Genomic DNA, 26,998 nt, shown 5'->3' with positions numbered 1-26,998 from the left:
CAGAAAGGAACATGAAACGATAATATTTACCTACTGCAAATAAGGGAAAAGCATTGCTTTTCCCTCCGGATCAAAACAACGAAACAGGGATCGATTGGCGTTGAGCCTGTTTTATGGTGTCATTTTAATTAATCAAATCTATGCAAAATATTGCAAAGGCGGGAAAAGGCTATACGTTGCCTTTTGCCCGGCGGGCAGCAGCCTTTACGCTGCAATTTATGGAGGATGCTTTTCATCCGCACCAATTATACAAGCTGTTTTACGCAGACAATCAACCGGCGGAGTTTTTAACCTTTAACAACCTGTCGACATGAAAAAACTGTTATTAATTACATTTTTATTATTGATAGGCTTGCCGTTGCTAACCATAGCGCAGCAAACCCAGCCTACTATCAACTCACACTTGGTTGGCCGTGTAATTGACAGTGCCACCCGCGAACCATTGCCTGGCGCGGTAGTAAAAATTCAGGGCACTACCCACGTTGTATCTACTGATATTGAGGGTAAATTCAGCTTTGTTACCGGGCAGAAATTTCCATATAAACTGATCATCACCTTTACCGGCTACGAAAAAAGGAATTTATTGCCGATGGTAGCCCGGTGGAGATCAAGCTGAAAGATGCCCAAACCCAGCTAAACCAGGTGGTTGTTGTGGGTTATGGTTCGCAAAAGCGTAAGGATATTACCGGTTCGGTGGCTTCAGTGCCTGCTTTAGCCTTAAAGCAACCTATCCCGTCGTTAGACAGGGCTTTACAAGGTTCGGTATCGGGCATCCAGGTTACGCAGGCTACCGGGCAGCCGGGTGCAGGTGTTACCGTACAGGTACGCGGTGTGAACTCTATTAATGCCGTGGCCGAGCCGTTATATGTGATCGATGGTTTCCCTACATCAAACAGTAACTCATTAACTGATGCTGGTGTAACCAACGGCCCCAAGATCAATCCGCTGGCTTCGATCAATACCTCAGATATTGAAAGTATCGAGGTGCTGAAAGATGCTTCGGCTACGGCTATTTACGGTACCCGTGGTGCCAATGGTGTAATTATCATCACCACTAAAAAAGGCAAAGCAGGTGTATCATCCATCAATTACGATGGAAGCTTCGGCAGACAGGAGGTGATCAAAACTTTATTGCTGTTAAACAGTACCCAGTGGGAAGCGTTACGTAACGACGCTTTGATAAACACCGGCAAAACTGCCCAAACCGAAGCCCAGCTTAACCCTTATGGCGCCAACACAGATTGGCAGGCAGTCGCCTTCCGCAAAGCATACTCGCAAAACCATAGCCTTTCGATATTTTCAGGTACCGAGCGTACAAGGCTGGCATTTTCGGGCAACTACTTTAAGCAGGATGGTATCCTGCAGAACACCAACTTTGAGCGTTACGCAGGCAGGGTGAATGTGGAGCATGACTATAACGATAAGTTCAAGATCTCCTCCTACATAACCGGTAGCCGCAACACCGCGCAGGTTGCGCCGCAGGGTGTTGTTCCTGCCATTTTGCTGATGACACCTACCACACCAGTTTACAATGCCGATGGTTCGTTCTACGTCAAAAACGTTTTTGAAGGTACTTATGGTAACCCCATCAATACGCTGTATAACCAAACCAACCGTACCACTACCAGCCGTATTTTAGGTAATATCGCGGGCGATTATAAGATCACCGAAAACCTGACCGCAAGGGTGCTGGCCGGTGTGGATATCATCGATAATAAACAAAACCGTTACCTGCCTGCCACCGTGTATGAAGGTGCCGGTTATTCGGGCCTGGGCGAGGTTGGTACGCTTGATTCTTTCAATTGGCTTAACGAAAACACGCTTACTTACAATAAAAAATTCGGCAAGCACTCACTAAACGTATTGGCCGGTTTTACCCAGCAGCAGTTTAAGGCCGAGGGTGCCATAACCGGTTCATCGGGCTTTGTGAGCGATTACGATACCTTTAATAACCTGGGCTCGGGTAGCGTTACTTCGGTGTCAGGCAGCGGTTTCGCTATCGCGCCGTCGTCCTCATCAAACGTGTGGGCATTGAAATCATACCTGGGCAGGGTGAACTATGGCTTTAATAGCAAATACCTGTTAACGCTTACCTTGCGTGCGGATGGCTCGTCCAAATTCGCACCTGGGCACCAGTGGGCATCGTTCCCTTCGGCAGCCATTGCGTGGAATGCTTCGAGCGAGGATTTCCTGAAAAATGTGACCGCTGTTAGCCAGCTGAAGTTGCGTTTAAGTGCTGGTCAAACCGGTAACAGCGACATTCCAGCTTATCAATCATACTCGCAGCTGGGCTACTATCGATACAATTTCGGTAACTCAACGGTTGCCGGTTTCGCGCCGAACAGCTTGTACAATCCTAACTTAACCTGGGAAAAAACCAGCCAATACGATTTCGGTTTCGACTTAGGTTTGTTTAAAGACCGCATCACCGTTACTGCCGATATCTACTATAAAAAAACAACCAACCTGCTGCTTTACCTGCCATTGCCTGCAACCAGCGGTTTAACTATTATTACCAATACGGCCATTACCAACCCGCAGCAGTATGAAAACGTGGGTTCGGTACAGAATAAAGGTTTTGAATTGAGTATTAGCTCGCACAACTTAACCGGTGGTTTTGTATGGAATACCAGCCTGGTGTTCGCGGTTAACCGTAATAAGGTACTGAGCTTAGGAGGTAACGGTGTTAATCAGTTCATCCCCGATTCATCGTTGCCATCTATCATTAAAGTTGGCGAGCCTATAGGTTCGTTTATCGGCTATAAAACCAACGGCCTGATCCAGGCTGGCGGTCCGGTGCTTACCCCGGCGGCTAATACGCAACCCGGCGGACAAAACTATGTGGATATTAACGGTGATGGTAAAATTACCCAGGCGGCAGATAGGGTGATCCTTGGTAATGCGCAGCCTAAATTTACGGGCGGTATCACCAATACCTTCTCGTACAAAGGTATCGACCTGAGCGTATTTGTACAGGGATCGTACGGTAACAAGATCTATAACCAGCAACGTAACGTGCTGGAACTGGGTACCGGCTACACCAATGCCACCACCACTTTGCTTAACCGCTGGACCCCAACCAACACCAATACCGATGTGCACAGTGCCTACCAGGACCCGGCGCCAACCATATCAGATAGGTTTGTGGAGAACGGCTCATACCTGCGCCTCAAAAGCCTCAGCTTAGGTTACACTTTCCCGCAATCGGTGCTTTCTAAATCGCCTATTAAAAAGATCAGGATCTATGCCAACGCGCAAAATCTGGCTACCCGGACCAAGTACACAGGCTACGATCCGGAGGTGAGTAGCAACGAGCAATCGGCCATTACCTCGGGAGTTGATAACGGGGCGTATCCAAACAACAAATCATTTATTCTGGGTATAGGTATCACCCTGTAACCAATAACTTTTGATTTTTTTAACATGAAAACTAAAAATATTAAATACATGGTTTTACTGCTGGCTTTAGGCGCGGCATCATGCGCCAAGCTTAATGAAGACCCCCGATCATTTATTCCGGCCAGCCAGTTTTACAAAACACAGGCCGACGCCGTTGCGGCTGTTACAGCCGCTTACTCACTGCTTAACGCGGGCGCAAATAGTGTGCAAACGCCATACAATACCCTTTTTAACACCGGTATGAACTTTATGGCCGACGATGAAGGCCCCGGTCCGGGTGCTACCAATGCCGATGTACGGTCGCAAGCTGTTTTAGGACATTCGGCTTCCGGTTTGCGCATCCTGCAGATCTGGCAGCAGCATTATGCGGCCATTAAAAAGGCCAATATCGCTATCGATACTATCCCCGATATAAAATTTGATGCCACGCTGAACAAACGCCTGGTAGCCGAAGCTAAATTTTTAAGGGCGCTGTATTACTTTAATTTAGTGCGTTTGTATGGTGATGTGCCGTTGGTGTTGCATGATCAAACTTCTATCAATTTATCTGATTTGCAGGTGCCACGCAGTCCGGCGGCTACGGTTTACGCGCAAATAGAAACTGATTTAACCAATGCAGCAGTTGATCTGCCAAATAACTATACCGGTGCCGATGTTGGTCGTGCTACCGCGGGTGCTGCAAATGCTTTATTGGCTAAAGTTTATTTAACCGAACGCAAATGGAATAAAGCCGTAACCCAGGCTGAAGCTGTAATAAACGGCCCTTACGGATATGATCTGTTCGCCAACTATGCAGATGTATTTTTACCTGCTACCGAAAACGGCAAGGAACATATCTTCTCGGCCCAATTCAAATCAAACTCGCAGGGGCAGGGTAATAACCAGGCACCACGCTCGGTGCTGAACGGGATCCCCGGCATGGTAGGCAGCTATGCCGATCAGGTGGTTTTTTATTCGGTGCCTGATGTTACTAAACCGGGAGGGGTAGACAAATTTTTCAGCATTTATAAACTGTATTCGGCCAATGATAAGCGTAAACGCGTAAGCTTTGTAACCCGCTTTCAAAGCCCATCAACCAACCTATGGTATGGTAAGCTGAATGACCCAACCATTGCTAACGATTCTATCCCATTTTTCAATAAATACTTCGACCCAAGCGTAGCCGCAAACGAGGCCGAATCTGGTGCGAACGTATCGATCATCCGTTTTTCGGACGTATTGCTGATCCATGCCGAGGCCGAGAATGAGTTGAACGGCCCAACTGCTAAAGCTTATGCCTCTGTTAATCGGGTAAGAAGGCGTGCTGGGTTAGATGACTTGGCCGGGCTTGATCAAAACTCACTCCGTGATGCGGTTTATTTAGAGCGCCGGTTGGAGTTTGTATTCGAATATCAACGCTGGTTCGATCTCATCCGCGAGCGGGATGCATCAGGCAAAGGGATTTTGGAAGCCGCCTTGCTGAAGGTTGGGAAAACCAATGTGAGCAAAGGTGCGGCGGGCAAGTTTTACCTGTTCCCGATACCGCAGCAGGAGATTGATAATAGTAATGGTAAGCTTACTCAAAATCCGGGCTGGCAGTAACAAAGGCTTTTAAGATATAAAGGGCAATTGACAATACGATTTCTCCTCACCGCTCCCGCGCAATCCCACCCCAGGCTCGTCGAAATGACAAAAGGTTTATTTGGGCGCGAGATTTAACAAGATAATCGATAACCTATGAAAAAGATAATACTATTCCTCCCCGTCCTAACTACCCTAACCGGCACAGTATCTGTACAAGGCTCCGTAATAGAAAACGGCTCGCACGGCATCGATCCACTGGTTAGCACCGCAGTATTGCAGGCGCTTGATGAATACATGACCACCTTCAACGCCAAAGACCCGAAAGGCCGGGAAGATGCCTACCAGTTCCCCACTACAGATTGGCCGGCGGCAAAATGTCGGTATTGGAAAGGGCAGGCCTGCGCGATTCGGCAAAAGTATTTGGCGAATTACAAAAGCAAGGTTGGGAGCATAGCCAGTGGGACTATTGCAATATCGTGCAGGCATCTGCAGATAAGGTGCATGTTGATACCCGCTTTTCGCGGTTCCGGGCTGATGGCAGCTTGATAGGGTATTACAAATCACTATACATTTTAACCAAAGAGAAGGGCCGCTGGGGTATAGAATTCCGCTCCAGCTATGCCGAATAAAACCTACAACAACATGAAAACAAAAAGAATAACCTTGTTCCTGTCGCTTGGCTTGCTCGCAGCAATTACGGCCAAAGCGCAAAACGGACAAACACCGGTATTTGGCGGCACGGTGGGCAAAACGCTTGATGATTCGAAGGAGTGGTGGCCCGAGCCTCATAAAGCGCCCGCCGGCGCGCCAAACATATTATGGATCCTTTTGGATGATGTTGGCTTTGGTGCAACCAGCACTTTTGGCGGCATTATCAAAACTCCAAACTTTGATACGCTGGCCAATAATGGCCTGCGTTACACTAACTTCCACACGGCGGGCATTTGCGCGCCAACCCGTTCAGCTTTATTAACGGGGCGTAACCACCATTACGTTCACGAGGGTGGGTTTTCGCATGTAACCATGTCGGCGGGTTTCCCGGGGTATGATGGACGTATTCCATCGGATAAGGGGACCATTGCCGAGATCCTGCGCGAGAATGGTTACAATACCTTCGCGGTTGGTAAGTACGGGTTAACGCCCGATGAAGACGCAACCGATGCCGGTCCGTTTGACTGCTGGCCATCGGGTAAAGGTTTCGAGCATTTCTTCGGATTTTTAGGTTCAGCTACCGATCAGTACAAACCCGACCTGGTGGAGGATAACGCCCACGTAACACCAGATGGCCGTCACCTTACCGATCAGATCACTGATAAGGCGATCTTTTACCTAACCCGCCAGCATAACGTAGCGCCCGATAAACCATTCTTTTTATACTATGCGCCGGGCGCAACCCACTCGCCACACCAGGTAGCCAAAGAGTGGAGCGACCTGTACAAAGGCCAGTTTGATAAAGGCTGGGACGATTTCAGGGAGAAGGTTATCGCCAGGCAAAAACAACTGGGCATTATCCCTAATTATGCCAAACTGCCCGAGCGTAACCCGCGCATCCCGGCCTGGAAAACCCTGCCCGATGTCGAAAAAAACTATACGCAAGATTCATGGAAATTTATGCAGGCTACCTCACTTACACCGATCACGCTGTCGGTCGTTTGATCAACCATTTAAAACAAAGCGGTCAGCTGGATAATACGTTGTTATTTGTAATTATCGGCGATAATGGCGCGAGCAAAGAGGGGACGGTTCACGGCGTGATCAATCCTAAAAAGAACTCGCCTAAACTGGCTACCGAAGAAAATTTCCTGAAAACCAACATTGAGGATATTGACGATATAGGCACACCGCAGTCCAGCACCAATTATCCCCTTGGTTGGGCACAGGCGGCCAATACGCCGTTTAAATACTGGAAACAGGATGCCAATTCTGAAGGCGGCACACGTAACCCGTTGATAGTTTATTACCCTAAAGGGATCAAAGATAAAGGCACTATCCGTACCCAATACGGCCACGTGATTGACGTGCTGCCTACTACTTTGGAGTACACCGGCATTAAACTGCCTGAATATATCAGGGGTGTAAAACAGGATACTATCCAGGGTACATCGCTGGTTTATTCGTTCGATCATCCCGAAGCCAAATCAAAACACACATTACAGCACTATTACATTTTTGGTTCGAGGTCAATTTACAGCGATGGCTGGAAAGCAGAAGCAGCGCACCACCCAGATAATGTGGAACTGGGAGATTTTAAAGTAGGGCAGAACGTACCGGATAAAAGTTTTGATGAAGATACCTGGGAGCTGTATAACCTGAACGAAGATTTTAACGAACGCGTAGACCTCGCCAAAAAATATCCTGAAAAGCTGAAAGAACTGAAAGAGGTATTCGAGGCGCAAGCGCAGAAAAACAACCTGTATCCATTTATTGATTGGTACGATGTATACCACCAGCGCATCCACAAAAACCACAAAAAATAACCAATAAGCCATTTTATTATGAAAACTTATCAACGTATTGCCGCGCTCTCGGCCTTAGTCCTCGCGTTCAGCGGGCAGGCCTTTGCACAGTTGCCCCAGGTGAAGGTAACGCCGGCCAACATAGCGCCTATCGACCCGGCCAATTACAAGGGCGTAGAGGGCAAAACCTTCGCCGAATCAAAAGAGTGGTGGAACAAACCGCTTAAAGCGCCTAAAGGTGCGCCAAACGTTGTATGGATCCTGCTGGATGACGTCGGCTTCGGCGCATCAGGAACTTTTGGGGGATTGATCAGTACGCCAAATTTCGATACGCTGGCCAATAACGGTCTGCGCTATACCAACTTCCATACGGCAGGTATTTGCGCGCCTACACGTTCATCTTTGCTTACCGGGCGTAACCACCATTATGTACATATGGGCAATTTTGCCCATGCTTCAACCGCTGCTGGTTTCCCGGGTTATGATGGCCGGATCCCGCCGGATAAAGGGACTATTGCCGAGGCTTTACGCTCCAACGGTTACAGCACTTTCGCTGTAGGTAAGTGGGGCGTAACGCCAGATGAGGATACCACAGCCGTTGGTCCGTTTGACAGGTGGCCGACCGGTAAAGGTTTTGATCACCATTTTGGCTTTCTCGAATCGGCTACCGATCAATATAACCCGCCGCATTTGGTGGAGGATAATTTCCATATTAAACCCGATGGCCGTAACCTGAACGAGCAGATCACCGATAAGGCCATCGCCTATATCGATGCCGCCCACAAAGCCGCGCCCGATCAGCCTTTCTTTTTATACTACGCGCCCGGAGCAACCCACGCCCCGCACCAGGTAAGCCACGAATGGAGCGACCTGTACAAAGGCAAGTTTGATGAAGGCTGGGACGTGTACCGCCAAAAAGTTTTCGAAAACCAAAAGAAAGCGGGCTATATCCCCGCTTATGCCAAGCTCCCCGAGCGTAACGAGCGCATTAAAGAATGGAAAAGCCTCCCTGCCGATCAGAAAAAGCTTTACGCCCGTTTTATGGAGGTTTATGCAGGTTATTTAACCTACATCGATAACCAGGTTGGCCGTTTGATCAGCTATCTGAAAGCATCGGGGCAGTTTGATAATACTTTGGTTTTTGTAATGATAGGCGATAATGGTGCCAGTAAAGAAGGTACGGTTCATGGTGTGATCAATCCTAAAAACTCAGCTGCAACTACGCCGGAGGCTGATTATATAAAAAAGAACGAAAGCGATTATGAAACCATAGGCACGCCCGAAGCCAGCACTAACTATCCTTTAGGCTGGGCGCAGGCCGCCAATACGCCATTTAAATACTGGAAATCTGACGCCGATGCCGAAGGTGGTACCCGCAACCCGCTTATTGTTTATTACCCTAAACTTATCACCGAAAAAGGCGGCATCCGCACGCAATACAGCCACGTTTCGGATGTATTCCCAACAACTATAGAAGCTGCCGGTTTAAAATTGCCGGAGTATGTTAAAGGTATTAAGCAGGATACCTTGCAGGGCAAATCGTTCATTAATTCATTCAATAACGCGCAGGCAAAAACATTGCACACGCAGCAGTATTACTATATTTTCACTTCAAGGTCGATCTACAAAGATGGTTGGAAAGCTGAAGCCGCGCACCGCCCGGATAACGTGGACCTGCTCAATTTTCCGCAGGGAAAAATCATCCCAGAGCGTAACTATAATAAGGACGTTTGGAAACTATACAACCTGAACGAGGATTTTAACGAGCGCAACGACCTCGCCAAAAAATATCCCGAAAAGCTGAAAGAACTGAAAGACCTGTTCGATGCCGAGGCCAAAAAGAACCATATTTATCCTTTTATCGACAGGGACGATATCAACAACAAACGCATACACAAACTCGAAAACAATAATTAACCATGAAAAACTTAAAAGTTGTTTTACTGGCGCTACTGGTGATCATTACCGGCGGAGTAAAAGCGCAATCGCCAAAGCTGTTATCGCTCGAGGCCTTTGCTGCAAAGCTGAAACAAGCAAAAGAACCACAGATACTGGATGCCCGTTCGGCCGAGGAATTTGTGCAGAACCATATTAAAGCGGCAATCAATGTAGATGCCAAAGCACCCGGTTATCTGCAAAAATTAGATGCTTTGGATAAGCAGAAGCCAACCTTTGTATACTCGATAGCCAATGGCCGCAGCACGGTACTTTCGCGAGAGTTACGGGCTAAAGGTTTTAAAGATGTGGAAGAATTGCCAGGAGGTTTGGCGAACTGGATTGGCTCTGGTTATCCTATCATCTCAACCATTAAAAAAGGCGTATCTCTTTCGAGAAGCCAGTTTAATGAATTGGTGGCCTCATCACCGGAGGTTTTGGTTGATTTCGGATCGAAGTATTGCGGAGCCTGCAAAAAGCTGGTGCCGGTACTGGATTCGTTGAAAGCAAATAAAGCTTTTTCGCCAAAAGTGATCAGCATTGAGGTTTATGATAATACCAATCTGGCCAAAGATTTGAAAGTAAATGTGCTGCCAACCTTAGTGCTATATAAAAACGGTAAACAGGTTTGGAAAAAGCAGGGCTTTTCATCAGCTGTACAGGTTATCGCTGCAACCGAAACGGCCAAAAGTCCATTGGCGGTAAATAACAAATAAGCGTTTATGCTCAAACAAATCGGCTATATAATCATCTCCATATGTTGCACGGGGCCTGTATTGGGGCAGGCTCCTAAACAAAAGCCCAATATCGTGGTCATCCTGGCCGACGATATGGGTTTTTCTGATATCAGCTGCTTCGGTTCGGAGATCAGCACACCCAATATCGACAGGCTTGCCCGTGAGGGCTTGAAAATGACCCAGTTTTATAATGCAGGCCGATGTTGTCCCTCGCGCGCGGCCCTCTTAACCGGTCTATATCCCCATCAGGCAGGGATAGGCGATATGGTGAAATACAAATGTTCGCCAGCCTATCAGGGGTACCTCAACGATCACAGCGCTACCATTGCCGAATTACTGAAAGAGCAGGCCGACTACAATACCATTGTATCGGGCAAATGGCACGTCGGTTTGCAAAAATCAGCGCTGGCCTATAATCGTGGTTTTAATAAGTCGTTCACCATGCTGAACAATGGTAGCAGTTATTTTAATTCGGCGCCTTTGTATAACGATGGCAGTAAAATCACTTTTATGCTGAACAATAAGGAGATTACCCGGAACGATACTTCCAAATATCTAACGCAAGGCATCACAGATTTCGCTGTCAAATCATTAGAAGAAATCAAAGACGAGCAAAAGCCCTTTTTGATGTATGTGGCCTACAACGCCCCGCACTGGCCAATCCAGGCGCTGCCGGAGGATATAGCTAAGTTTAAAGGACAATACCTGAAAGGTTGGGATTGCTTGCGCAAGCAGCGTTACGAAAAGCAGGTGGCGCTTCGTATCATTAAAAAGAGCTGGGCATTATCCCCCGGGATAAACGTGCGCCTGCATGGGATTCATTATCCGAAGAAGATAAACAAAAATGGGATACCCGTATGGCTATTTATGCTGCCATGGTTTACCGTATGGATGCCTGCATAGGCGAGATTATGGCCAAACTTAAACAACTGGAGAAAGATAAAAACACCATCATCCTTTTCGCATCCGACAATGGCGGAAGTGCTGATGAGGTAAGAAGCCTGAAAACAGTGATCCAGAAGAACGGTGAGCCCGGATCAGTAAATTCTATCGATAGTTACGAGATTCCCTGGGCTAATGTAAGTAACACGCCTTTTAAACTATTTAAGCGCAACACCCACGAGGGTGGGATAGCAACGCCCATGATTGCTTGGTATCCAGGGCATATTAAAGCGGGAAGTACCAGCAGTAGTGTAGGGCATCTGGTCGATCTGATGCCTACCTGTTTGCAGCTGGCCGGGGTAACTTATCCCGCTCAATTTAAAAACCGGGAACTTACGCCTTTGGCAGGTAGAAGCCTTATTCCAGTTTTTACAGGCAAGGCAAATAATGGGGAACGCACACTTTTTTGGGAACACGAAGGCAGCCGCGCCATCCGAAAAGGCAAATGGAAGCTGGTTGCAGAACCGAAACAGCCCTGGGAACTCTACGATATCGAAGCAGACCGTTCTGAAACGAAAGACCTGGCTAAAAAATGTCCCGCAAAGGTAATCGAACTGGAGAAAGCATATCTGGCCTGGGCAAATAAGACCGGCGTAGTTGACTGGGAAACAATAAAAGACTTGTAACTTAATTAATTGCTGATAATATCTTTTCTAAATGTAAGTTCGCGCATATCCGCGCTCACTTTTTTATCTATCAGTTTTGCATAATGTTGTGTTTGTTTAATATTGGTATGACCAAGCAATTTTGATACAGTTTCTATAGGTACACCATGATTCAATGTTATTGTTGTAGCGAATGTATGTCTGGCGATGTGAAAGGTCAACTCTTTGTTGATACCCACTATTCCTGCAATCTCTTTCAAATAGGAGTTCATTTTCTGATTACTCAACATAGGAGGGGCCAGTCCTGTATTTAGGCATTTTGGGTTTTTCTTATATTTTTCTAGAATAATGATTGCTTCAGGTAGTAGTGATTGTGATAATGAGAGGAGTGAGTATTCGTGATCGAAAGCGTAGGTTTTCGTTACCTGTGAAACATTAACTTTTCCTCATGACCCACTAACTGTTTCACTATTGTTTCACCAGAAATTTCAGAAAACAAAAAAGCGATTACTGTCTTTCATCTAATCGCTTGATTTTCAAGTACTCAGAGTGGAAATCGAACAGTGTATGTAAGTCCTTGATTTTTATTGACTTGTAAGGTGGTGTTTAAGCTAATGAATCGTTCAATAAACACATAATCGACCTTTGCCGATTGTGTTACGAAGATAGTAAAAAAGTTTTTATGGGCTTTTCATATTCCTAATAACTTATTTTATACACTCATTGCGAACACCTGATATGAAATAATGAAATAAAAGACAAGAATGGGATAATAGTTGTCATAAGGATTAAAGTCTAATTTTTTATATCTTAGGAGCAGCCCCCGAGGAATTCTCGGTGGTTCAATACAACAGCAATCGCATTTTTTCTGTTATAGAAATGCCTATTGATGTTGTGCATTTTTTGCATAAGTTATTGTCTTGCCTAAATTAGCGGGCTTTTCAAAAATATAGCGACCCGACAGTTACTGTTAAGGAAAATTCAATTATGTATCCTGATGTTTTTGTAACTGCTTAGGTAAATTAACTATGGATAAGGCTTTCAATATTACCAAATCATAAAAAAATCAGTTTTGGCGCGATTTAGGAATTATATCAATTAAACAGACTTTCTAGTTTGATATCATTTTGTACAAGTCCTATTTTGAAGCTATTGTCTTGTGTGCCAAAGGTCGTAACCATGACAATAAATAATGTTTTGGCGGTTTTAGTCTTGTTTTTAAACACATCTTTTTTATGCACCAAATCTGCCGCATAAGCCTTATCTATTGTGAAAACTGAGTTTGAGAATTTCATTTCACAAATACTGATACAGAAATCCTGACGATCAAACAGTAAATCAATTTGTGCGCCTGGCTGGCCTTTCCCCGGAACATATCGCCATGCCGACTCTTCGGTATAAACCCCGGCGATCCCCAACGCCGCTTTAATTTCTTTTATGTGCTTTAAGCAAACGCTTTCAAAAGCTGTACCACTCCAACTTCGCCATGAAGAACTTGTAGAAAGCTTTATCCAGGTTCCAGCACCAGTTGCACGGCTGTTTTCTATGAATTTAAGATAGAATCTTGAATATTCATCCGATAATTTATAAATGCTGTCGCGTACGTTTTTTTCAAATGGCAGATAAGCGGAAATAAAGCCCGATTCTGTTAGTTCCTCCAATAGCAAGGTAACCGTTCCACCTGTAGATAAACCACATTCTGCGATAATTTCCTTGCGTGTTAAACCTGATGGTTTATTGGCAAGCGCCCTTACAATAGAAACATGTTTATCTGCTTGGGCAAATAGCGATTGGTACAGATTATTAAACTCATTTTGCAAAATGCCATCTTTTGTAAAACAAATCCGGTCTATATTCTGAGCTGCGCTTTGTCCCGGAGAAATTTCTTTCAAATATTGTGGGATGCCCCCCATAGCCATATATAGCTGTGCAATTTGATAATGGTCCAGATTTATATTGTTGTGTCGCAAATATTCATTTGTTTCAGCAAGTGTAAATGGAAGTAACCGTAGTTTCTTTGTAATCCTGTTATGTAGGCCGCCTTTATTGTTTACTACTTTTTGGATCATCCATGATGCTGCTGATCCACAAATGGTAAGAACCAGGTTGTTTTGTTTTGTTTTGTTCCCCATGAGTTCCAAAAAACTCAAACGCAGGTAAAAAGCCAGATTTGGCCGAGCTTAACCAGGGGAACTCATCCAGGAAAATAACACATTTGTTTTTCTTTAATAGCGGCTCTGCATAGTTTTTAAGCATTTGAAAAGCCTGTGTCCAGTTACTTGGAATAGCTGGAGGGATAGGTAATTGCATCCTTTCAGCCAATGTGTTGCTAAAATTTATCAGCTGATCTTTTAATGTTGCATTATGGACACCAGAAATTTCAAAAATAATATGTTTTTGAAAGGATTTTCGGATCAGATAGGTTTTGCCAACTCGCCTTCTGCCAAATATAGCTATCAATTCAGCTTCATTAGATTGCAAAGCCTGCCCGAGTATAAGCTGTTCTTCTATACGACCGATAACTTCTTTCACTTCTATTTTAACTTTGATTTTCCATGCTTGTGAGCAAATCGTATTCTTTATAATCAGCCACAACTATGCAAATATAAATACTTGTGGCTAATTATAAAAACACATAATCAGCCACAAGTCTATTTAAAAAGATGGTTATGGCTGAGTATGATATTAGGCTAATGTTTGTAGATATAGGGTTTCCGGGCTTCGCATTTTGCATTAATCAGATAGGTTTTTGACAGCTTGGAGGACCTATACTTAAAATTTTTTTAAGTGATGCTTTTTACGTACTTGCCCTTTTGAACAGCAATTTCATTCCCCCAGTTAAGAATGGCATCGAGTACCGGTGTAAAGGATTTTCCAAAATTATTTAAGCTGTATACAACTTTAACAGGCGGCTTTTCACCATAAACCTGCCTTGCAATTAATCCGCATTCCTCTAATTGTTTTAATTGCAAACTCAAGGTCATTTCAGTAATGCCAGGCATTTCTTTTCTCAGTTCGCCATAGCGCTTACTCCAATCTTTTAAATGATACAGGATGACCACTTTCCGCCGACTAGGTCCATAGCTACACTTACGGTGCAGGAGTATAACTTATTCCGTTTTTTTATAAGTTATTTTACAAATAATGTTAAATTACAATGCAGTAATCGGTGTTTATCAGTTTTTGTATAAATTATTTTACATGCCATCCAGAGGATCAGGCGGGGCAACTCTGTCAAGCTTTCCATCGCAAATCCGGGCATCTCGATGAAAGGCATGATGTATAGGCCGGTGATCGTTTGATTAGGAACTGTAAGCTTCCAGAGATCGATCGCGGTGTTCTCACCACTCGCCTATCCGAAGAAGATCATCCGCCCGAAATCTGCGAGCGCAGATAATGCCTGCTGAGCGACCGTTCCACCAACTGTTTACAGTATGATATATACACCTTTGCCATCTGTCAGCTGCTTCACCTGTTCCGGCCAGTCGCTTTGCGTATAATCCACCGTCGCATCAGCGCCAAGGCTCTCCGCGATCGCTCTTTTTTCAGGCGTACTGGCTGCGCCGAGCACTTTAGATACACCGTACAACTTAGCGAGCTGCACACTGGAAGAACCGAGACCGCCTGTAGCTCCTTCTACCAGTACCGTATCACCCGGTACCTTCTCCTGCGCAAATGATGATAAACCATTTATCTTTTTTCTTTTCTTCTTCCTGGTTAGTGGAAACATCGGAGAATGGTATATCTCTGCTGTTTTTCCGGATACGAAAAGCGTAATAACTAAAACAAATACACACTATCAGGAATATTCCTAAGAGTCACTTGTATGGCGATCCGTCAAATCCATAATAGCTATACCTGTCCAGATAAGTGTAAACACGGTCATCAATGTCAAACCGGAGGCTATTTCTACTGTGGGATTCTGGGAATTTTGATTCATTAATGAGATGTAGCTACAGTAGATAAGTTAACCAATGTAAGTACGCGATAACTATCAATAGGGTGTTATTAATAATTTGACTTCTATTTAAATACAATGTTACAGATCAAAATCGCTTTACAGGATGCTCGACATCTATTTGCTGCAAATTTGCTATATATATTGAAAGCCTGCCCGATTTTTTTACCATACTCGACAGTATTTGCGAAAAGTACAAACTTTGATGGTTACAGATAAGCGTAACAGTTATTTTCATATTACATCAGGTTAATTAATAAAGCAAATCCAGTCTTTCGTATCCCGATTATTATTGGGCAAATGCTCAAAAAGCTGCGAAATTGCGGAAAAGCCACAATTAGAAGAAAAATTCACTATCTGTTGATCAGTGCATGCCTGCACCGATCAACAGATAGTCTTTTTTAAGGTCTTCCCTGAAAGGAACCTCAAGGAACTGTCTTGCGCAAATTGATAAAAATTAAAGGCTAAGTTGATTGCACTTTACGAGATAACGAATACAGCCGGAAAATGACCTTAAGGGACTCTGGTCACGTCTGTTACCGTAGTTGTAACAACAAAAGTTCCCTTTGTCAGAAAAAACCTACAGTTAAAGTCGTATTAACAGCCATTGCAACATCAGTATGCTTTCCAACAATACTGTAATAATAAGGTCCACCGACAAAACCGGGATAGTTTTTTGAAGTGGTAAAAACCGGGAAAACTGGAACACCGCCTGGATACTTGTATTCTAATGAGGTATCTGTTTTCACCACTGGATAATAGGGGTCGAAGTCCGAAAAATTCGGTCTTCCAGGCCGTCCGATAACTTCCCCGTTGGCCGGGTTCCAAGGTTTGCCATTTTTATCTTTCCATACATAAATGATTTTGTCCGGACCGTCCGGCTTATAGGTAACTTTAATATCTAATAACGAAGCCGAGAAACCCACGAAGTTAGTATACGTTGCGTCAGAATGGTTATATGCTTTGTAACTTACCGTATCCGGTATGCTGCCTACTACGTTTATTTTGCAGGCGTTCGTTAATATCCGTGTTCCTCTGACGTTAGATACCTGTAAATCGATATTGTAAGACCCTACAGGAACAAACTTGGACGCTTGCGTAAACTGAAGGCGTCCACCTATCGGATTAATACTAAATGGAGCTAGTGTACTATCCTTAAGTTTTGCACTCAACAATGCAATCGTAGAGTCGTCAGCAGTAACATTGCCTTTATATACCCGCACAGTATCCTTTGTTAGCAGATATTTAGAAGCGTCAGCGCCTGTTGCCATATCTTTGACTGCCAGCAATTTTACATTGACGGGTGTCGTGGAACCATCAATCACCAAGCCGGCAGACACGGTTGTAATTCCTTGTGCAACAGTAAACGGATTGACATTATAGTAGATGTTGTCGCTTATAAACCCTGTTTTTATTTTATTGCAACTGAAGGTTGCTATCGTCAGCAGCAGCGTTACTGCTATCCAATATGTAAAATTCTTACGCATGATAATTGATTTAAATACGTTGATAATTTATATTATAACTTTCTCAATACGGCAAAGTTAGCCAGCACGTGAAGCGTGGTACCCGTACTGGTTTGGATACCTGACGTCTGGCAGGGTAAATTTGCGTCGACCAGGTCGCCTGGAGACGGACCGGAGGGGCCATCTATCGTACCGTTCACCACTACATACTCTAACGTATAATAATTATAACTTAAAGCGCTGTTGGACAAATAGACAGAGCTTATTCCTGCAACTTTTTTTATAGCACACGGGGCGGCGGAACCCGCTTTGTTGGCGTAAGAAACCGCTGTAATACCTGCCCCGTCAAGCGTAATGGTTTGGTTAAACATATATTGTTTAAACAGATTGGCACTGACAGAATCTGTAAGCTGTTTCAGAGTGGTGATTGGACTGGAAAGTATGGCACCATCTACTTCCCTCTTTACAGTTATTCTTTTCATTAACAAGTTGATAGCCATGTCGGGAGGTGCGAAAAAGGTCTTACTGTTGTTTATGCTGTCCTTTAATTTGTAGAAATCAATTAAAGTAAGCAAGGTATCAAACTGGTGAAATTTGTTGTTTTTCAGATAATCATATGTTGAGAACGGAGTCGCAGCTTTTTGGAGGCCGCCGTCTGTAAGGTAGCTATTCTTTTTACAGGCACCTAAACAAAACAGGAGCAATAGTGCCACCGGCACAACACTTAAATAATGATTTGATTTTTTCATCGTATGTCTTTATTTATTTGTGGATCAATTAACTTTCCCGATCCAGAACGGGGTCTGGATAATTTTAGAATTATTGAGAAACAAATTTGGATCGATAGGCCAATAAGTTTTGCCTGCTGCGAATTCACCCGGGGTGACATTGTCAAACTGTTGTTGCTTCGTTATTCTTTCCAGTCTGATCAGGTCAAATGTTCTGTGTCCTTCCAGGAACAATTCACGACCCCTTTCGTCGGTTACGGCTTGAACAACTGCCGTACCCAAAACGCCGGCCAAGGGCCTGGCATTTCTGGCACTACGTACCTCATTAACAAGAGACAACGCTGCGACATAATTAACGGTTTGTCCGGCACTTAATGCCTCCGCTTTTAATAATATGATATCAGCCAGCCTGAATATCACAATGTTATTAAGCGCAACCTTTAACGCGGCATTGTTATTAACTGTTTGAATGTTGGTATATTTGATACATTCGTAAAAAGATGTTGTGCCATTTTTTACTGTAATGAATCCCTTTTTTAAGCGTACGTCAGCCGTATCGCTATATAAGCTCTGAACAAGCGAACTATTCACATGCCAGACTGGAACAGTGCCATTTAAATAGGGAGCAGTAAGTGTCTGGGATGCCAGGGTGTAATAAACGTTTGCATTGTAACCTTCCGCCAGCGTGTTTTGCGCAATTTCAAAAATACTCTCCTGCGACTGACCCTTATAGATATCCATAAAGGATGCAGAAGGCATTAGGGAATATGATCCGGAGTTAATAATGGCGTCACAAGCGGCATTGCAGGCAGGATAATTGCCCATCCATGCGTAAATATGAGCCAGCAAAGCGTAAGCTGCGCCCTTATCTGCACGAACTGAACGATCAGACGAACCACTGTCCTTCCAATTTAGGTATTGAATGGCTTGGCTAACATCTTTGATTGCCTGCTTTAACACATCAGTTTGCGGAGACCTTGCATACTGTTGTGCCGCCGTTGCGTCGGTATTCTCCAACACCAATGGAACATCTCCCCAGATCCTGGCCATTGTAAAGTAACAAAATGCCCTGGTAAAATAAGCTTCACCCAGATATTTGTTTTTTTGAGCAAGTTTTTCGGCATCTGAAGTCCCGTTAAAAACAGTGACCGGCATGGCTGTAATAAATGACATTGCCCTGTTACTTTGCGCGATGGCGGTAAAAAAGGGAGTCCATAACCTTAATTTCAACAACGGGTTATCAGTAGCTGTTGAAGCTACTCCCGCGCCGAGGTTAAAGTCAATCACTTTTTGAAAGTCGGGCTGGTCTGAGCTGCTGAATTCGCCCGATGCAAGATCTCCATACGCATAATATCCTATAGAAGCATTAAATGCCGCTCTGATCAGGGAGTAGCAAGCCGCTACGCCGGTATTCGCGTCACCGTCGGCCTGCCATGTGGTAACGTCTGTAGGTGTGCTTACGGGCGTTTGATCAAGAAATTTGCGGCAGGAAGCAGTTGATAATGCCGCAGCCATAGTATATATCAATAGGTGTTTTCTTTTCATTGAAGTATGATTTATAAGTATTACTTGAATTAAGGTTTGCCCCACTCTTTTAAAAACCGATGTTAACGCCAAGGGTAAATTTTGCGGCTGTCGGATATATGATATTTGCAGAGCCTGTTGTCGGGTCTACCAATTCTGGGTCTGCTATATCCTTGGCTTTTTTCCACATGGCCAGATTATCGCCCATAACGTATATATTAAATCTGCTCATACCAAGCTTTTTAATCCATCTGTCCGGAAGATCATAGCCTAAAGTCACGTTTTTGAGTTTTACAAAGCTGCCGTCCTCCACAAAGTATTCGTTTCCTATATTCCAGGGATCCTTCACGTTGGCATCCGCGTTACTGTAAACTAACCTGGCATATTTAGTTTGGTCGCCAGGGTTTTGCCAGAACTGGTTAAGCAAACTGACAAAGGTAGCTGGACCTGCCGTAGTACCATAACTGCCCGGGTATTTACTGCCGTTTAACTCGTCGGAAAGTGCTCCATTTAATATTTTCCTTCCAAATACATACGAGGCGAAGAAGCTCAGCGAAATACGTTTATATCGGAATGTACTACCGAACCCGCCTGTGTATTTAGGATTGGGGTTTCCTCCGTCATACTTATCGTCATTGTTAATGTTATAATCTCCATTGACATCGACATATCTTGGGTCACCGGCTTTCAATGGAACACCGTTAGCAGTTTCTTTTGCGCCGGTAGTAGGATCAATAGGAACTTCCGCATCGGTAGCATAAACACCGTTGGTATGGAATATCCGGTAACTGAATATCGGCTTGCCCAACGTTAAAGTTTTGTAAAACCATGGCACATCAAACAGGAAATCGCGGTTGTTATTTGGCAATTTGGTCACCATGTTTTTGTTAAAGGAAATGTTAAAGTTGAAATTCCACTGAAAAGGGGACTTGGCACCTAAAACATTGATGTTAGCAGCAAACTCCAAGCCCTGGTTACGCAAGTCGACATAGTTCCCGGATTGATATTGATAGCCACTCGTCGCCTGAGCGGGGACATTATAGAAGAACACGTCTTTTGAATCTTTCCTGTACCAGTCAAAAGTTAAATTAACCCGGCTGTTAAAAAGCTCCACATCAGCACCAAAATCCAGTTGTGGATCCCTTTCCCACCTCACCGTTGAATTTGCTTTTGTCCCGTAGTTCGAAAAGTTATTGTAATACGAAAAAGGAGATACAACTGTAGTACCGTTATAGGTGCTGGCATTTCCACCCAACTGTCCAAAGTTGTTAATTGTTCCGTTTGTACCGCCAAAGTAGCTCGCATCGTTTGACAGGGACTGGTATTTAGAATACCATTGTCCAGGATCTTTTCCGGTGATGCCGTAGCTTGCACGGATCTTAAAGAAATTTACAGCTTTTTTTATTGGCTCAAAAAATGGCTCGTCCGAAGCAATCCACCCGGCAGCAACCGCTGGAAAAGTAGCCCATCTATAGGCTGAACTATATATAGAACTTGCATCTCTGCGTATGCTGGCCGTTAAAAGGTACTTGCCGGCATAATCATAGTTAAAACGAGTATAATAAGACTCGGTTGTTTTTCGCTGATAAGAGGTGGATGCATTCAGGTTCGTTCCCGGAGGGACGGTCTGGACGGTACTTATCCCCGAAACGGAAATACCCGCTGCAGAAGCATAATTATAATAACTCTCGTAGCTATAGAGCGAAGCACCCGCAGCTAGCAGAAAGTTGTGCTTGCCAATCCTTTTGTTGTATTGCAGAAAATTCTCAAATGACCAGGATGGGTTGCTGGCATAAATATCGTAAGCGGTATTTAATGTGCCATTTAATTCAACCGGAGAAAAGTAACCGTATTTATTGGTATAATTGGTCGACCCGTAGGTGCTGTTAAATATAAGGTCAGGAGTGATCTGTTGTTTCAATTGTAAAGAGCCGATAATTGAAAATGCACGATCATCATCATAATAGTGTTTTTTTCCGGTGTAAACGTCATATTGGGCCTGTGTCAACGGTGCAAGCGAGGTTGGAAAATTCCATGCACCAAAGAGATTGGCCCCCGCTCCTCCAACCCCATGTTGCTGGCGTTGAGAAGACATTAACAGATCGGCGGTTAACTCCATACCTTTCAATGGTTTGATGGTAAGATTTAAGTGAGGAGAAAACTTTTCCAGCCCGTAACCGTGCAATACGCCCTGTTCGTTGTAGTGGTTAATAGATAGCCGGTACGATGTCGAACCAGTGATCGCGGAAATTGCCACATCCTGGCTATTGACCAGTGATTGTTGCCGAACAAGCAGGCCTTGCCAATCAACATTGTTGTTAAAAGCGGAATTGAGACTATCGGTTATAGCCAGGGGTATGACACCAAGTTGCCGGTCACCGTACGTAAGCTGCTGCAACAGTGCAAGCTTGAGCGACCTTTCTGCTGCTCCCGTCGAAACTTTGATAAAATTAGGTTTAGTAACAGAACCCACAAAAGCGGATACTGTAACCTGAGGCTTCCCCTGCTTAGCTGATTTTGTTTTTACAATAATTACTCCGTTACCCGCTCGTGCGCCATATATGGCAGCTGCGGAAGCATCTTTCAGCACATCTATCGATTCAATATCGTTAGGGTTGATGAGTGATAAAGGATTATTATTCCCATAAGCGCTACCCATTGCGTTGACGTCGAAAATAATACCGTCTATGACATATAAGGGGCCTGTGTTACCGCCGTTAGCGTTCCCAAAGTCTATATTGGCTGTCCCACGGATTACAATAGCAGGCTTTGATCCCAATTCACCGGTGCTTGACAAAACGCTTACACCGGCGAGGCGCCCTTGAAGCGTCTGATCGAAACTTGCCGCCGGTATATTGGCAATGTCCTTTCCGCTTAAAGAAGATATCGCTGCGGTGACTTCCCGTCTGTTTTGCTTCTGGTAACCTACAATAACGATATCTGATAAGGAATTTTCCTGAATTTGCAGGGTTATCGTTAATGGTTTTCCCTCGGCTTTAATTTCCTGCCGTCTGAAACCGATTAGACTGACGGTGATAGTATTTAAATTGCCCTTTAAGGTAAGCTGAAATTTACCATTAAGATCCGTGGTAGTACCGTTAGTAGCCATTCCTTTTTCGGCCACAGTAGCTCCCGGCACCACTTTACCCTCGTTGTCCTTAACTACGCCGGTTACGGCGTTGGTCTGCGCCAGAACTGTTGTAATATTATTGCAGAAGAAGTAGCAAAGCATTAAAATTAGTAAGCGTTTTCCCATTTCGATGATGTTTAAATTTAATTTAGTGGATGTTGAACTTAAATTCACAAGTTAATGTACCGGCAGCCCCATAGTAATGCCACCGTTTGTTGTTGTTGTTATGTCATAGGCAAATCTTAAATTTTTAAATAATCAGTTTAACCACTCTTGAATTGATATTACTACTGCTGGGTGTTCAGGTTTATGTAGTTTTACAATGGCCGTTTAATTTCTAACAATAACTTACTGATAACCAAAAGTAACGAGATACTTAACTGCCATTTAGTCAGAAATTATCCTTTGATAACTACATTTTGTAAATTATTTAAATGACATGATAGGAAGTTTAAATATGCCTGTGGGCTTTCGGGAAAAGATTACCTGTTATAGTTGAGGCGGGCATGCGTCGATCAAAATCAGCCATTTTATACGGGAGGGCATCGCACCATTGATTATAATTGAATATATCGCGAATTTAAATTTAGGATGAACCACGAAACTTACGCCCAAACCAGCCAAGCTATCGCCGGCCTGAATGCGCTTCTGTCCCAATGATTAAAAGCATATCTTAAGATTACTCCTGGTTACAGCGCGGCGTTTCGCCTGTATTATATACACTGCCTAAAAGGTTCCAAAAATCCTCCTGCGGACCGTAACTGCTTTGAAACAAGTCAATCTGCAACGGTCCGTGACCAAGTCACGATGTACCGGACCTCTTGGAAGAGCCTTCCAGGTTTTTACCATGTGCACAGATCGGATAAAAAGGGTTCGCTGATCCTTAACTTATAAATACCTGTTAAAATTTTAGTTGACCTGATTGAACATTTGTAAACAGATTGCCGCGATTCCACAGGGAACAGACTGTTTTGTAATTGTACTTTGCCTGTATTATCATTGCAAGAGAGGCTGATTCGCGTACCATCAATCCGACATCATTGTTACCCTCTACTGATCGTTCTTTGTACAGATTTATAAATAAACAGATCACAGGGCCAGTTACCATCCCTATTAATTCATTGTCAACAAGTTACAAGTACCAAGAACGCCATTTATGCTCCCAGCCCCCCCACACCCTTTACACTGTTTCAAACGGTTTTGCCAGCCAATACTGCTGAAAGTATAAGTTTACTAATAAGTAAATAAGGTACCCGGCAACAATTATTCTTACGGAAGATCGTCGTGATTTAAGTAGGGCATTAATAAACTAATCGCTCTTACGGTTAGATAACGTGCAGCATCAACCTGCCTGAATGTTAAACGTTAAAATATTTTGGTTATAATTATCCATGTAATTTTTGGGTGTTAAGCCAATAATTAATTTAAATACCCGGTTAAAATTGGTTATGCTTTTAAATCCGCATTTATAAGCAACGGTATTTATTGTTTCAAACCGGTTCGCTATAAGTTTTTTACAAGCCTCATTAATTCTCACTTCATTTAAAAAAGAAACAAAGGTGTGTCCGGTGTGCTTTTTAAAATATCTGCAAAATGATTCAGGAGTCATAAATGCTACTTTCGCAACATCCTCCAAGGTTAATTCTTTGCCGTAATGGTGGATGATATAGTCGTAAATGATGCCAATCCGGATACCTTCATGATCAGTGATTGCAGGAAGATTTCCATAGGACAATGGATCAAGTTTTGTTTTTATATTAACAACCAACTTAAGCAGGTCGAAGAAGGCAATTAACTGGTCAATCCCCGACACCTGTTCTAAATTAACCATAGCACTTGACATTTTTCCCCGCAGATAAGCCGGAAATTTAAACCCTTGTTGATGTTGCCGTATAAAATATAATGTTTGCTTCATTTCCGGAAGGTCAAACGATTGCGTGAGTCTTCCCTCCGGGTTAAAAAATATGGTAAGTGCCTCTACTTCCTTATCTGAGCCTGTAAAAAAACAATCCGGGTTAGTCTTGAAAACGTGCGGCATATTAGCCCCGATGAAAAACATATCACCGACGGTATAATCATGCATATGGTTTCCTGCTATCAAAGTTCCTTCACCTTTTCTGATCCAGGTAATTTGTATCTCTTTATGGCGGTGCAGGTAAGGATAATGGCGCTTCTGGCAAACTTTCTCTGCGATCACAGTTTTATCGTAAGCGACAGGGATGGTAAACTGTAAAACTTTCATACCGGGTTTATTAATTATTGTTTAATTTACAATTAATAAATATAAAAAAGCAAGTTTTACGATTCTATGGATAATTTAATATTATAAAAGGATAATTTATTGCTTAATAAATCTTAAAAAAGGATTTTATAAAAATGCAAAGTATTATAATTGTATTTTATACGATTATAATCAATAATGTGTGGCGATTTAGCTAACAATGAAAGACTTACTTGGCTTAAAATGGAAGATAAATAATTTATTTTGGAGCTAATTCGCAATAATTTTTGAATTTTTTGCCGAAAAAACGCTAAATTAATTTTGGAAAATTATATTGTGCAAAACATTTATACATGAATGTCGTTATACATCTATAGAAGATTTACTGAAGCTCGAAAATCAGATCTGTTTCCCCGCGTACGCCTTTTCCAGAAATCTGACCAATCTGTACAGGCCCCTGCTGGCCCAGCTGGATATTACCTATCCGCAATACCTGGTGTTAATGGTATTGTGGGAGCATCAAACGCAAACGGTAAATCAGTTAGGCGAAAAGTTATATCTCGATACAGGAACCCTTACGCCATTATTGAAAAGATTAGAACAAAAAGGACTGATAAACCGGATCCGCGGCAAGCAAGACGAGCGCGTGGTGATGATCTCTTTAACAACTTCAGGCACCCAATTAAAAGGGAAAGCAATACATATCCCGATAGAATTAGTTAAGTGCGCTAATGTATCCAACGACAGAACTATTGCAATTAAAAGCTCTTTTAAATAAAGTTTTAGGCAAATAATGCGTACTACCAAAATACAAAATACAGCCCGTGTAGTTCTCGGTGCTTTCTTAGCCTTTGCGGGTGTAAGTCATCTTACTTTTAACCGGACGGAATTTTTAGCACAGGTACCTAAATGGCTACCCGTTGATCCTGATCTTACAGTCGTTTTATCCGGAATTGCAGAGATAAGTTTGGGTTTAGCCCTCATTTTTGCAGTCAGATATAAAAAATGGGGTGGCATTACGGCGGCCGTTTTCTTTGTACTCATTTTCTCGGGGAATATCTCACAATACGTTAATAACGTAAACGCCTTCGGCCTTAATACTGATAACGCAAGGCTTATAAGACTCTTCTTTCAGCCAATCCTTTTCCTATGGGCGCTCTGGAGTACCAATGCGCTTAAAAAGAATAGTTAATAATTATACTTTAAAAGAAATAACCAATGAAAATTCTATTTGTAGTTACCTCGCACGATGAATTAGGCGATACCGGCCACAAAACCGGTTTTTGGGTAGAGGAATTTGCCGCACCGTATTATAAATTTACTGATGCTGGTTATGAGGTAGTGGTAGCCACTCCTAAAGGCGGCCAAGCACCTATCGACCCCAACAGCGAAGCGCCTTCTGCGCAAACCGAATCTACCAAACGTTATTACAACGATGCAAAAGTACAGGATGTAATTGCCCATACTCATAAGCTTGACGAAATGAATGCATCTGACTTCGATGCAATATTTTATCCTGGCGGCCATGGCCCGCTCTGGGATTTAGCTAATGATGCAAAATCGGCACAGTTGATACTTGACTTTTACAACGCCGGTAAATTAGTTGGCGCGGTTTGCCACGCGCCCGGCGTATTTAAGAATGTAAAATTTGATAACGGCGGGCCTTTTGTAAAAGGGAAAAACGTTACCGGTTTCACAAATACAGAAGAAGCGGCAGTAAAACTGACCGATGTTGTACCGTTTTTAGTTGAAGATGAATTGAAAAGCCTGGGCGGAAACTATAGTAAAACCGAAGATTGGGGCATACATGTGGTTGAAGATGGTTTGCTGATAACCGGACAAAATCCCGCTCTCGTCAGAAGGTGTTGCCGAAAAGATGATCGCCCGTTTAAAATAATTATTAAGAAAACCTTTTTAAGAAATGAAAACATTATATACGTGGATGCGACTGCAACCGGAGGCCGCAATGGTCATGTAAAAAGTAGCAACGGGGGTATTAGACCTGGAAGTTAGGGTGCCCAAAGTACTTGGCGGCGCAGATGACGATCATACCAATCCCGAGCAATTATTCGAGGCAGGTTACGCAGTCTGTTTTGACAGCGCCCTCAATTTAGTGATCAAACAAGAAAAGGCTGCTGCCGGTAACACCGCTGTCATTGCAAAGGTAAGCATCGGGCAAAACTATGAAAAAAGTGTGCAACCCGGTTGAAGGCTTCGTGATAGAGGTGAAATAAATTCCTTGTTAGTAGCCCTGTTAAAAAAAGGTTTTAACAGGGCTACATGGAAAAAATATTTTGGTTGACCCCACCTCGCCAATTTTGTTTGCATTTCTAA

Annotated in this window: 25 protein-coding genes; 15 read left to right on the top strand and 10 right to left on the bottom strand. The window is 43.5% G+C overall.

Going from position 1 to position 26,998, the window contains the following annotated elements; translation table 11 throughout:
• Positions 1-140: 140 nt before the first annotated feature.
• The 11 genes from ACQ86K_RS22440 (at position 141) to ACQ86K_RS22390 (ending at position 11,658) form a co-directional block, all read left to right on the top strand.
• A complete protein-coding gene (locus ACQ86K_RS22440; protein WP_176844493.1) occupies positions 141-314 on the top strand; it encodes a hypothetical protein in 174 nt (57 codons plus the stop codon).
• Positions 311-616, top strand: a complete 306-nt coding sequence (locus ACQ86K_RS22435) for a carboxypeptidase-like regulatory domain-containing protein (RefSeq protein WP_431198825.1) — start codon at positions 311-313, stop codon at positions 614-616. Before ACQ86K_RS22440 ends, ACQ86K_RS22435 begins: the two co-directional genes overlap by 4 nt.
• A complete protein-coding gene (locus ACQ86K_RS22430) occupies positions 601-3,399 on the top strand; it encodes a SusC/RagA family TonB-linked outer membrane protein (protein WP_431198824.1) in 2,799 nt (932 codons plus the stop codon). The genes ACQ86K_RS22435 and ACQ86K_RS22430 overlap by 16 nt, the downstream gene beginning before the upstream one ends.
• 24 nt (positions 3,400-3,423) lie before the next feature.
• The gene (locus tag ACQ86K_RS22425; protein ID WP_091169848.1) at positions 3,424-4,980 is read left to right on the top strand and encodes a RagB/SusD family nutrient uptake outer membrane protein; all 1,557 of its coding nucleotides are present in this window, start codon (positions 3,424-3,426) and stop codon (positions 4,978-4,980) included.
• Positions 4,981-5,321: 341 nt separating this feature from the next.
• On the top strand, positions 5,322-5,591 hold the full coding sequence (locus tag ACQ86K_RS22420; protein ID WP_431198823.1) for a hypothetical protein: 270 nt from the start codon (positions 5,322-5,324) through the stop codon (positions 5,589-5,591).
• A 13-nt stretch (positions 5,592-5,604) separates the two neighbouring features.
• On the top strand, positions 5,605-6,618 hold the full coding sequence (locus ACQ86K_RS22415; RefSeq protein ID WP_431198822.1) for a sulfatase-like hydrolase/transferase: 1,014 nt from the start codon (positions 5,605-5,607) through the stop codon (positions 6,616-6,618).
• Positions 6,564-7,439, top strand: coding sequence for a sulfatase-like hydrolase/transferase (locus ACQ86K_RS22410; protein WP_431198821.1), 876 nt, complete (start codon positions 6,564-6,566; stop codon positions 7,437-7,439). The genes ACQ86K_RS22415 and ACQ86K_RS22410 overlap by 55 nt, the downstream gene beginning before the upstream one ends.
• 18 nt (positions 7,440-7,457) lie before the next feature.
• Positions 7,458-9,335 carry an arylsulfatase gene (locus tag ACQ86K_RS22405; RefSeq protein WP_091169837.1) on the top strand — a complete coding sequence of 626 codons (1,878 nt, stop codon included), beginning with the start codon at positions 7,458-7,460 and terminating at the stop codon, positions 9,333-9,335.
• Between the two features lie 2 nt (positions 9,336-9,337).
• A complete protein-coding gene (locus ACQ86K_RS22400; RefSeq protein ID WP_091169834.1) occupies positions 9,338-10,069 on the top strand; it encodes a thioredoxin domain-containing protein in 732 nt (243 codons plus the stop codon).
• Positions 10,070-10,075: 6 nt separating this feature from the next.
• Positions 10,076-10,993 carry a sulfatase-like hydrolase/transferase gene (locus tag ACQ86K_RS22395; RefSeq protein ID WP_431198820.1) on the top strand — a complete coding sequence of 306 codons (918 nt, stop codon included), beginning with the start codon at positions 10,076-10,078 and terminating at the stop codon, positions 10,991-10,993.
• A complete protein-coding gene (locus ACQ86K_RS22390; RefSeq protein WP_431198819.1) occupies positions 10,948-11,658 on the top strand; it encodes a sulfatase-like hydrolase/transferase in 711 nt (236 codons plus the stop codon). The genes ACQ86K_RS22395 and ACQ86K_RS22390 overlap by 46 nt, the downstream gene beginning before the upstream one ends.
• Before the next feature lie 5 nt (positions 11,659-11,663).
• Here ACQ86K_RS22390 and ACQ86K_RS22385 read toward each other — a convergent pair whose 3' ends face one another.
• The 10 genes from ACQ86K_RS22385 to ACQ86K_RS22340 form a co-directional block, all read right to left on the bottom strand.
• Entirely contained in the window at positions 11,664-11,927 is a 264-nt protein-coding gene (locus ACQ86K_RS22385) for a tyrosine-type recombinase/integrase (RefSeq protein ID WP_091169825.1), read from the bottom strand.
• 804 nt (positions 11,928-12,731) lie between these two features.
• A complete protein-coding gene (locus ACQ86K_RS22380; protein WP_431198818.1) occupies positions 12,732-13,706 on the bottom strand; it encodes an AAA family ATPase in 975 nt (324 codons plus the stop codon).
• Positions 13,681-14,232 carry an AAA family ATPase gene (locus ACQ86K_RS22375; protein WP_431198817.1) on the bottom strand — a complete coding sequence of 184 codons (552 nt, stop codon included), beginning with the start codon at positions 14,230-14,232 and terminating at the stop codon, positions 13,681-13,683. The genes ACQ86K_RS22380 and ACQ86K_RS22375 overlap by 26 nt, the downstream gene beginning before the upstream one ends.
• Positions 14,233-14,420: 188 nt before the next feature.
• Positions 14,421-14,699: a winged helix-turn-helix transcriptional regulator gene (locus ACQ86K_RS22370; protein ID WP_256337463.1), complete on the bottom strand. Its 279-nt coding sequence runs from the start codon at positions 14,697-14,699 to the stop codon at positions 14,421-14,423.
• A 365-nt stretch (positions 14,700-15,064) separates the two neighbouring features.
• Entirely contained in the window at positions 15,065-15,367 is a 303-nt protein-coding gene (locus ACQ86K_RS22365) for a zinc-binding dehydrogenase (protein ID WP_431198816.1), read from the bottom strand.
• 797 nt (positions 15,368-16,164) lie between these two features.
• On the bottom strand, positions 16,165-17,082 hold the full coding sequence (locus ACQ86K_RS22360) for a hypothetical protein (protein WP_431198815.1): 918 nt from the start codon (positions 17,080-17,082) through the stop codon (positions 16,165-16,167).
• 32 nt (positions 17,083-17,114) lie between these two features.
• Positions 17,115-17,810: a hypothetical protein gene (locus tag ACQ86K_RS22355; protein ID WP_091169817.1), complete on the bottom strand. Its 696-nt coding sequence runs from the start codon at positions 17,808-17,810 to the stop codon at positions 17,115-17,117.
• 24 nt (positions 17,811-17,834) lie between these two features.
• The gene (locus ACQ86K_RS22350) at positions 17,835-19,334 is read right to left on the bottom strand and encodes a RagB/SusD family nutrient uptake outer membrane protein (protein ID WP_091169814.1); all 1,500 of its coding nucleotides are present in this window, start codon (positions 19,332-19,334) and stop codon (positions 17,835-17,837) included.
• 49 nt (positions 19,335-19,383) lie between these two features.
• Positions 19,384-22,569, bottom strand: a complete 3,186-nt coding sequence (locus ACQ86K_RS22345) for a SusC/RagA family TonB-linked outer membrane protein (protein ID WP_091169809.1) — start codon at positions 22,567-22,569, stop codon at positions 19,384-19,386.
• Positions 22,570-23,785: 1,216 nt separating this feature from the next.
• A complete protein-coding gene (locus ACQ86K_RS22340) occupies positions 23,786-24,685 on the bottom strand; it encodes an AraC family transcriptional regulator (protein WP_091169805.1) in 900 nt (299 codons plus the stop codon).
• Between the two features lie 313 nt (positions 24,686-24,998).
• Between ACQ86K_RS22340 and ACQ86K_RS22335 the strand changes: the two genes are divergently transcribed.
• From ACQ86K_RS22335 to ACQ86K_RS22320, 4 genes are read left to right on the top strand one after another with little or no spacing between them, the layout of a single operon-like run.
• Entirely contained in the window at positions 24,999-25,442 is a 444-nt protein-coding gene (locus ACQ86K_RS22335; protein WP_431198814.1) for a MarR family winged helix-turn-helix transcriptional regulator, read from the top strand.
• 15 nt (positions 25,443-25,457) lie between these two features.
• Complete coding sequence (locus ACQ86K_RS22330; RefSeq protein ID WP_091169802.1) at positions 25,458-25,856, top strand: DoxX family protein; 399 nt, start codon at positions 25,458-25,460, stop codon at positions 25,854-25,856.
• Positions 25,857-25,882: 26 nt separating this feature from the next.
• Positions 25,883-26,677: a DJ-1/PfpI family protein gene (locus ACQ86K_RS22325; RefSeq protein WP_431198813.1), complete on the top strand. Its 795-nt coding sequence runs from the start codon at positions 25,883-25,885 to the stop codon at positions 26,675-26,677.
• A 1-nt stretch (position 26,678) separates the two neighbouring features.
• Positions 26,679-26,873, top strand: coding sequence for a hypothetical protein (locus ACQ86K_RS22320; protein WP_256337461.1), 195 nt, complete (start codon positions 26,679-26,681; stop codon positions 26,871-26,873).
• Positions 26,874-26,998 lie beyond the last annotated feature (125 nt).

This window comes from Mucilaginibacter sp. P19, assembly GCF_050632265.1.
GTDB lineage: Bacteria > Bacteroidota > Bacteroidia > Sphingobacteriales > Sphingobacteriaceae > Mucilaginibacter > Mucilaginibacter gossypii.
This window is presented reverse-complemented; position numbering and strand designations above follow the sequence as displayed.

Bases quoted from the DNA above. Each gene is read 5' to 3' on its own strand.
- ACQ86K_RS22395 (WP_431198820.1), top strand. From the start codon at position 10,076: ATGCTCAAACAAATCGGCTATATAATCATCTCCATATGTTGCACGGGG.
- ACQ86K_RS22425 (WP_091169848.1), top strand. From the start codon at position 3,424: ATGAAAACTAAAAATATTAAATACATGGTTTTACTGCTGGCTTTAGGC.
- ACQ86K_RS22365 (WP_431198816.1), bottom strand. From the start codon at position 15,367: ATGTTTCCACTAACCAGGAAGAAGAAAAGAAAAAAGATAAATGGTTTA.
- ACQ86K_RS22360 (WP_431198815.1), bottom strand. From the start codon at position 17,082: ATGCGTAAGAATTTTACATATTGGATAGCAGTAACGCTGCTGCTGACG.
- ACQ86K_RS22325 (WP_431198813.1), top strand. From the start codon at position 25,883: ATGAAAATTCTATTTGTAGTTACCTCGCACGATGAATTAGGCGATACC.
- ACQ86K_RS22415 (WP_431198822.1), top strand. From the start codon at position 5,605: ATGAAAACAAAAAGAATAACCTTGTTCCTGTCGCTTGGCTTGCTCGCA.
- ACQ86K_RS22390 (WP_431198819.1), top strand. From the start codon at position 10,948: ATGGCTATTTATGCTGCCATGGTTTACCGTATGGATGCCTGCATAGGC.
- ACQ86K_RS22380 (WP_431198818.1), bottom strand. From the start codon at position 13,706: ATGATCCAAAAAGTAGTAAACAATAAAGGCGGCCTACATAACAGGATT.
- ACQ86K_RS22400 (WP_091169834.1), top strand. From the start codon at position 9,338: ATGAAAAACTTAAAAGTTGTTTTACTGGCGCTACTGGTGATCATTACC.
- ACQ86K_RS22405 (WP_091169837.1), top strand. From the start codon at position 7,458: ATGAAAACTTATCAACGTATTGCCGCGCTCTCGGCCTTAGTCCTCGCG.
- ACQ86K_RS22345 (WP_091169809.1), bottom strand. From the start codon at position 22,569: ATGGGAAAACGCTTACTAATTTTAATGCTTTGCTACTTCTTCTGCAAT.
- ACQ86K_RS22385 (WP_091169825.1), bottom strand. From the start codon at position 11,927: ATGTTGAGTAATCAGAAAATGAACTCCTATTTGAAAGAGATTGCAGGA.
- ACQ86K_RS22330 (WP_091169802.1), top strand. From the start codon at position 25,458: ATGCGTACTACCAAAATACAAAATACAGCCCGTGTAGTTCTCGGTGCT.
- ACQ86K_RS22340 (WP_091169805.1), bottom strand. From the start codon at position 24,685: ATGAAAGTTTTACAGTTTACCATCCCTGTCGCTTACGATAAAACTGTG.
- ACQ86K_RS22440 (WP_176844493.1), top strand. From the start codon at position 141: ATGCAAAATATTGCAAAGGCGGGAAAAGGCTATACGTTGCCTTTTGCC.
- ACQ86K_RS22410 (WP_431198821.1), top strand. From the start codon at position 6,564: ATGGAAATTTATGCAGGCTACCTCACTTACACCGATCACGCTGTCGGT.
- ACQ86K_RS22350 (WP_091169814.1), bottom strand. From the start codon at position 19,334: ATGAAAAGAAAACACCTATTGATATATACTATGGCTGCGGCATTATCA.
- ACQ86K_RS22355 (WP_091169817.1), bottom strand. From the start codon at position 17,810: ATGAAAAAATCAAATCATTATTTAAGTGTTGTGCCGGTGGCACTATTG.
- ACQ86K_RS22435 (WP_431198825.1), top strand. From the start codon at position 311: ATGAAAAAACTGTTATTAATTACATTTTTATTATTGATAGGCTTGCCG.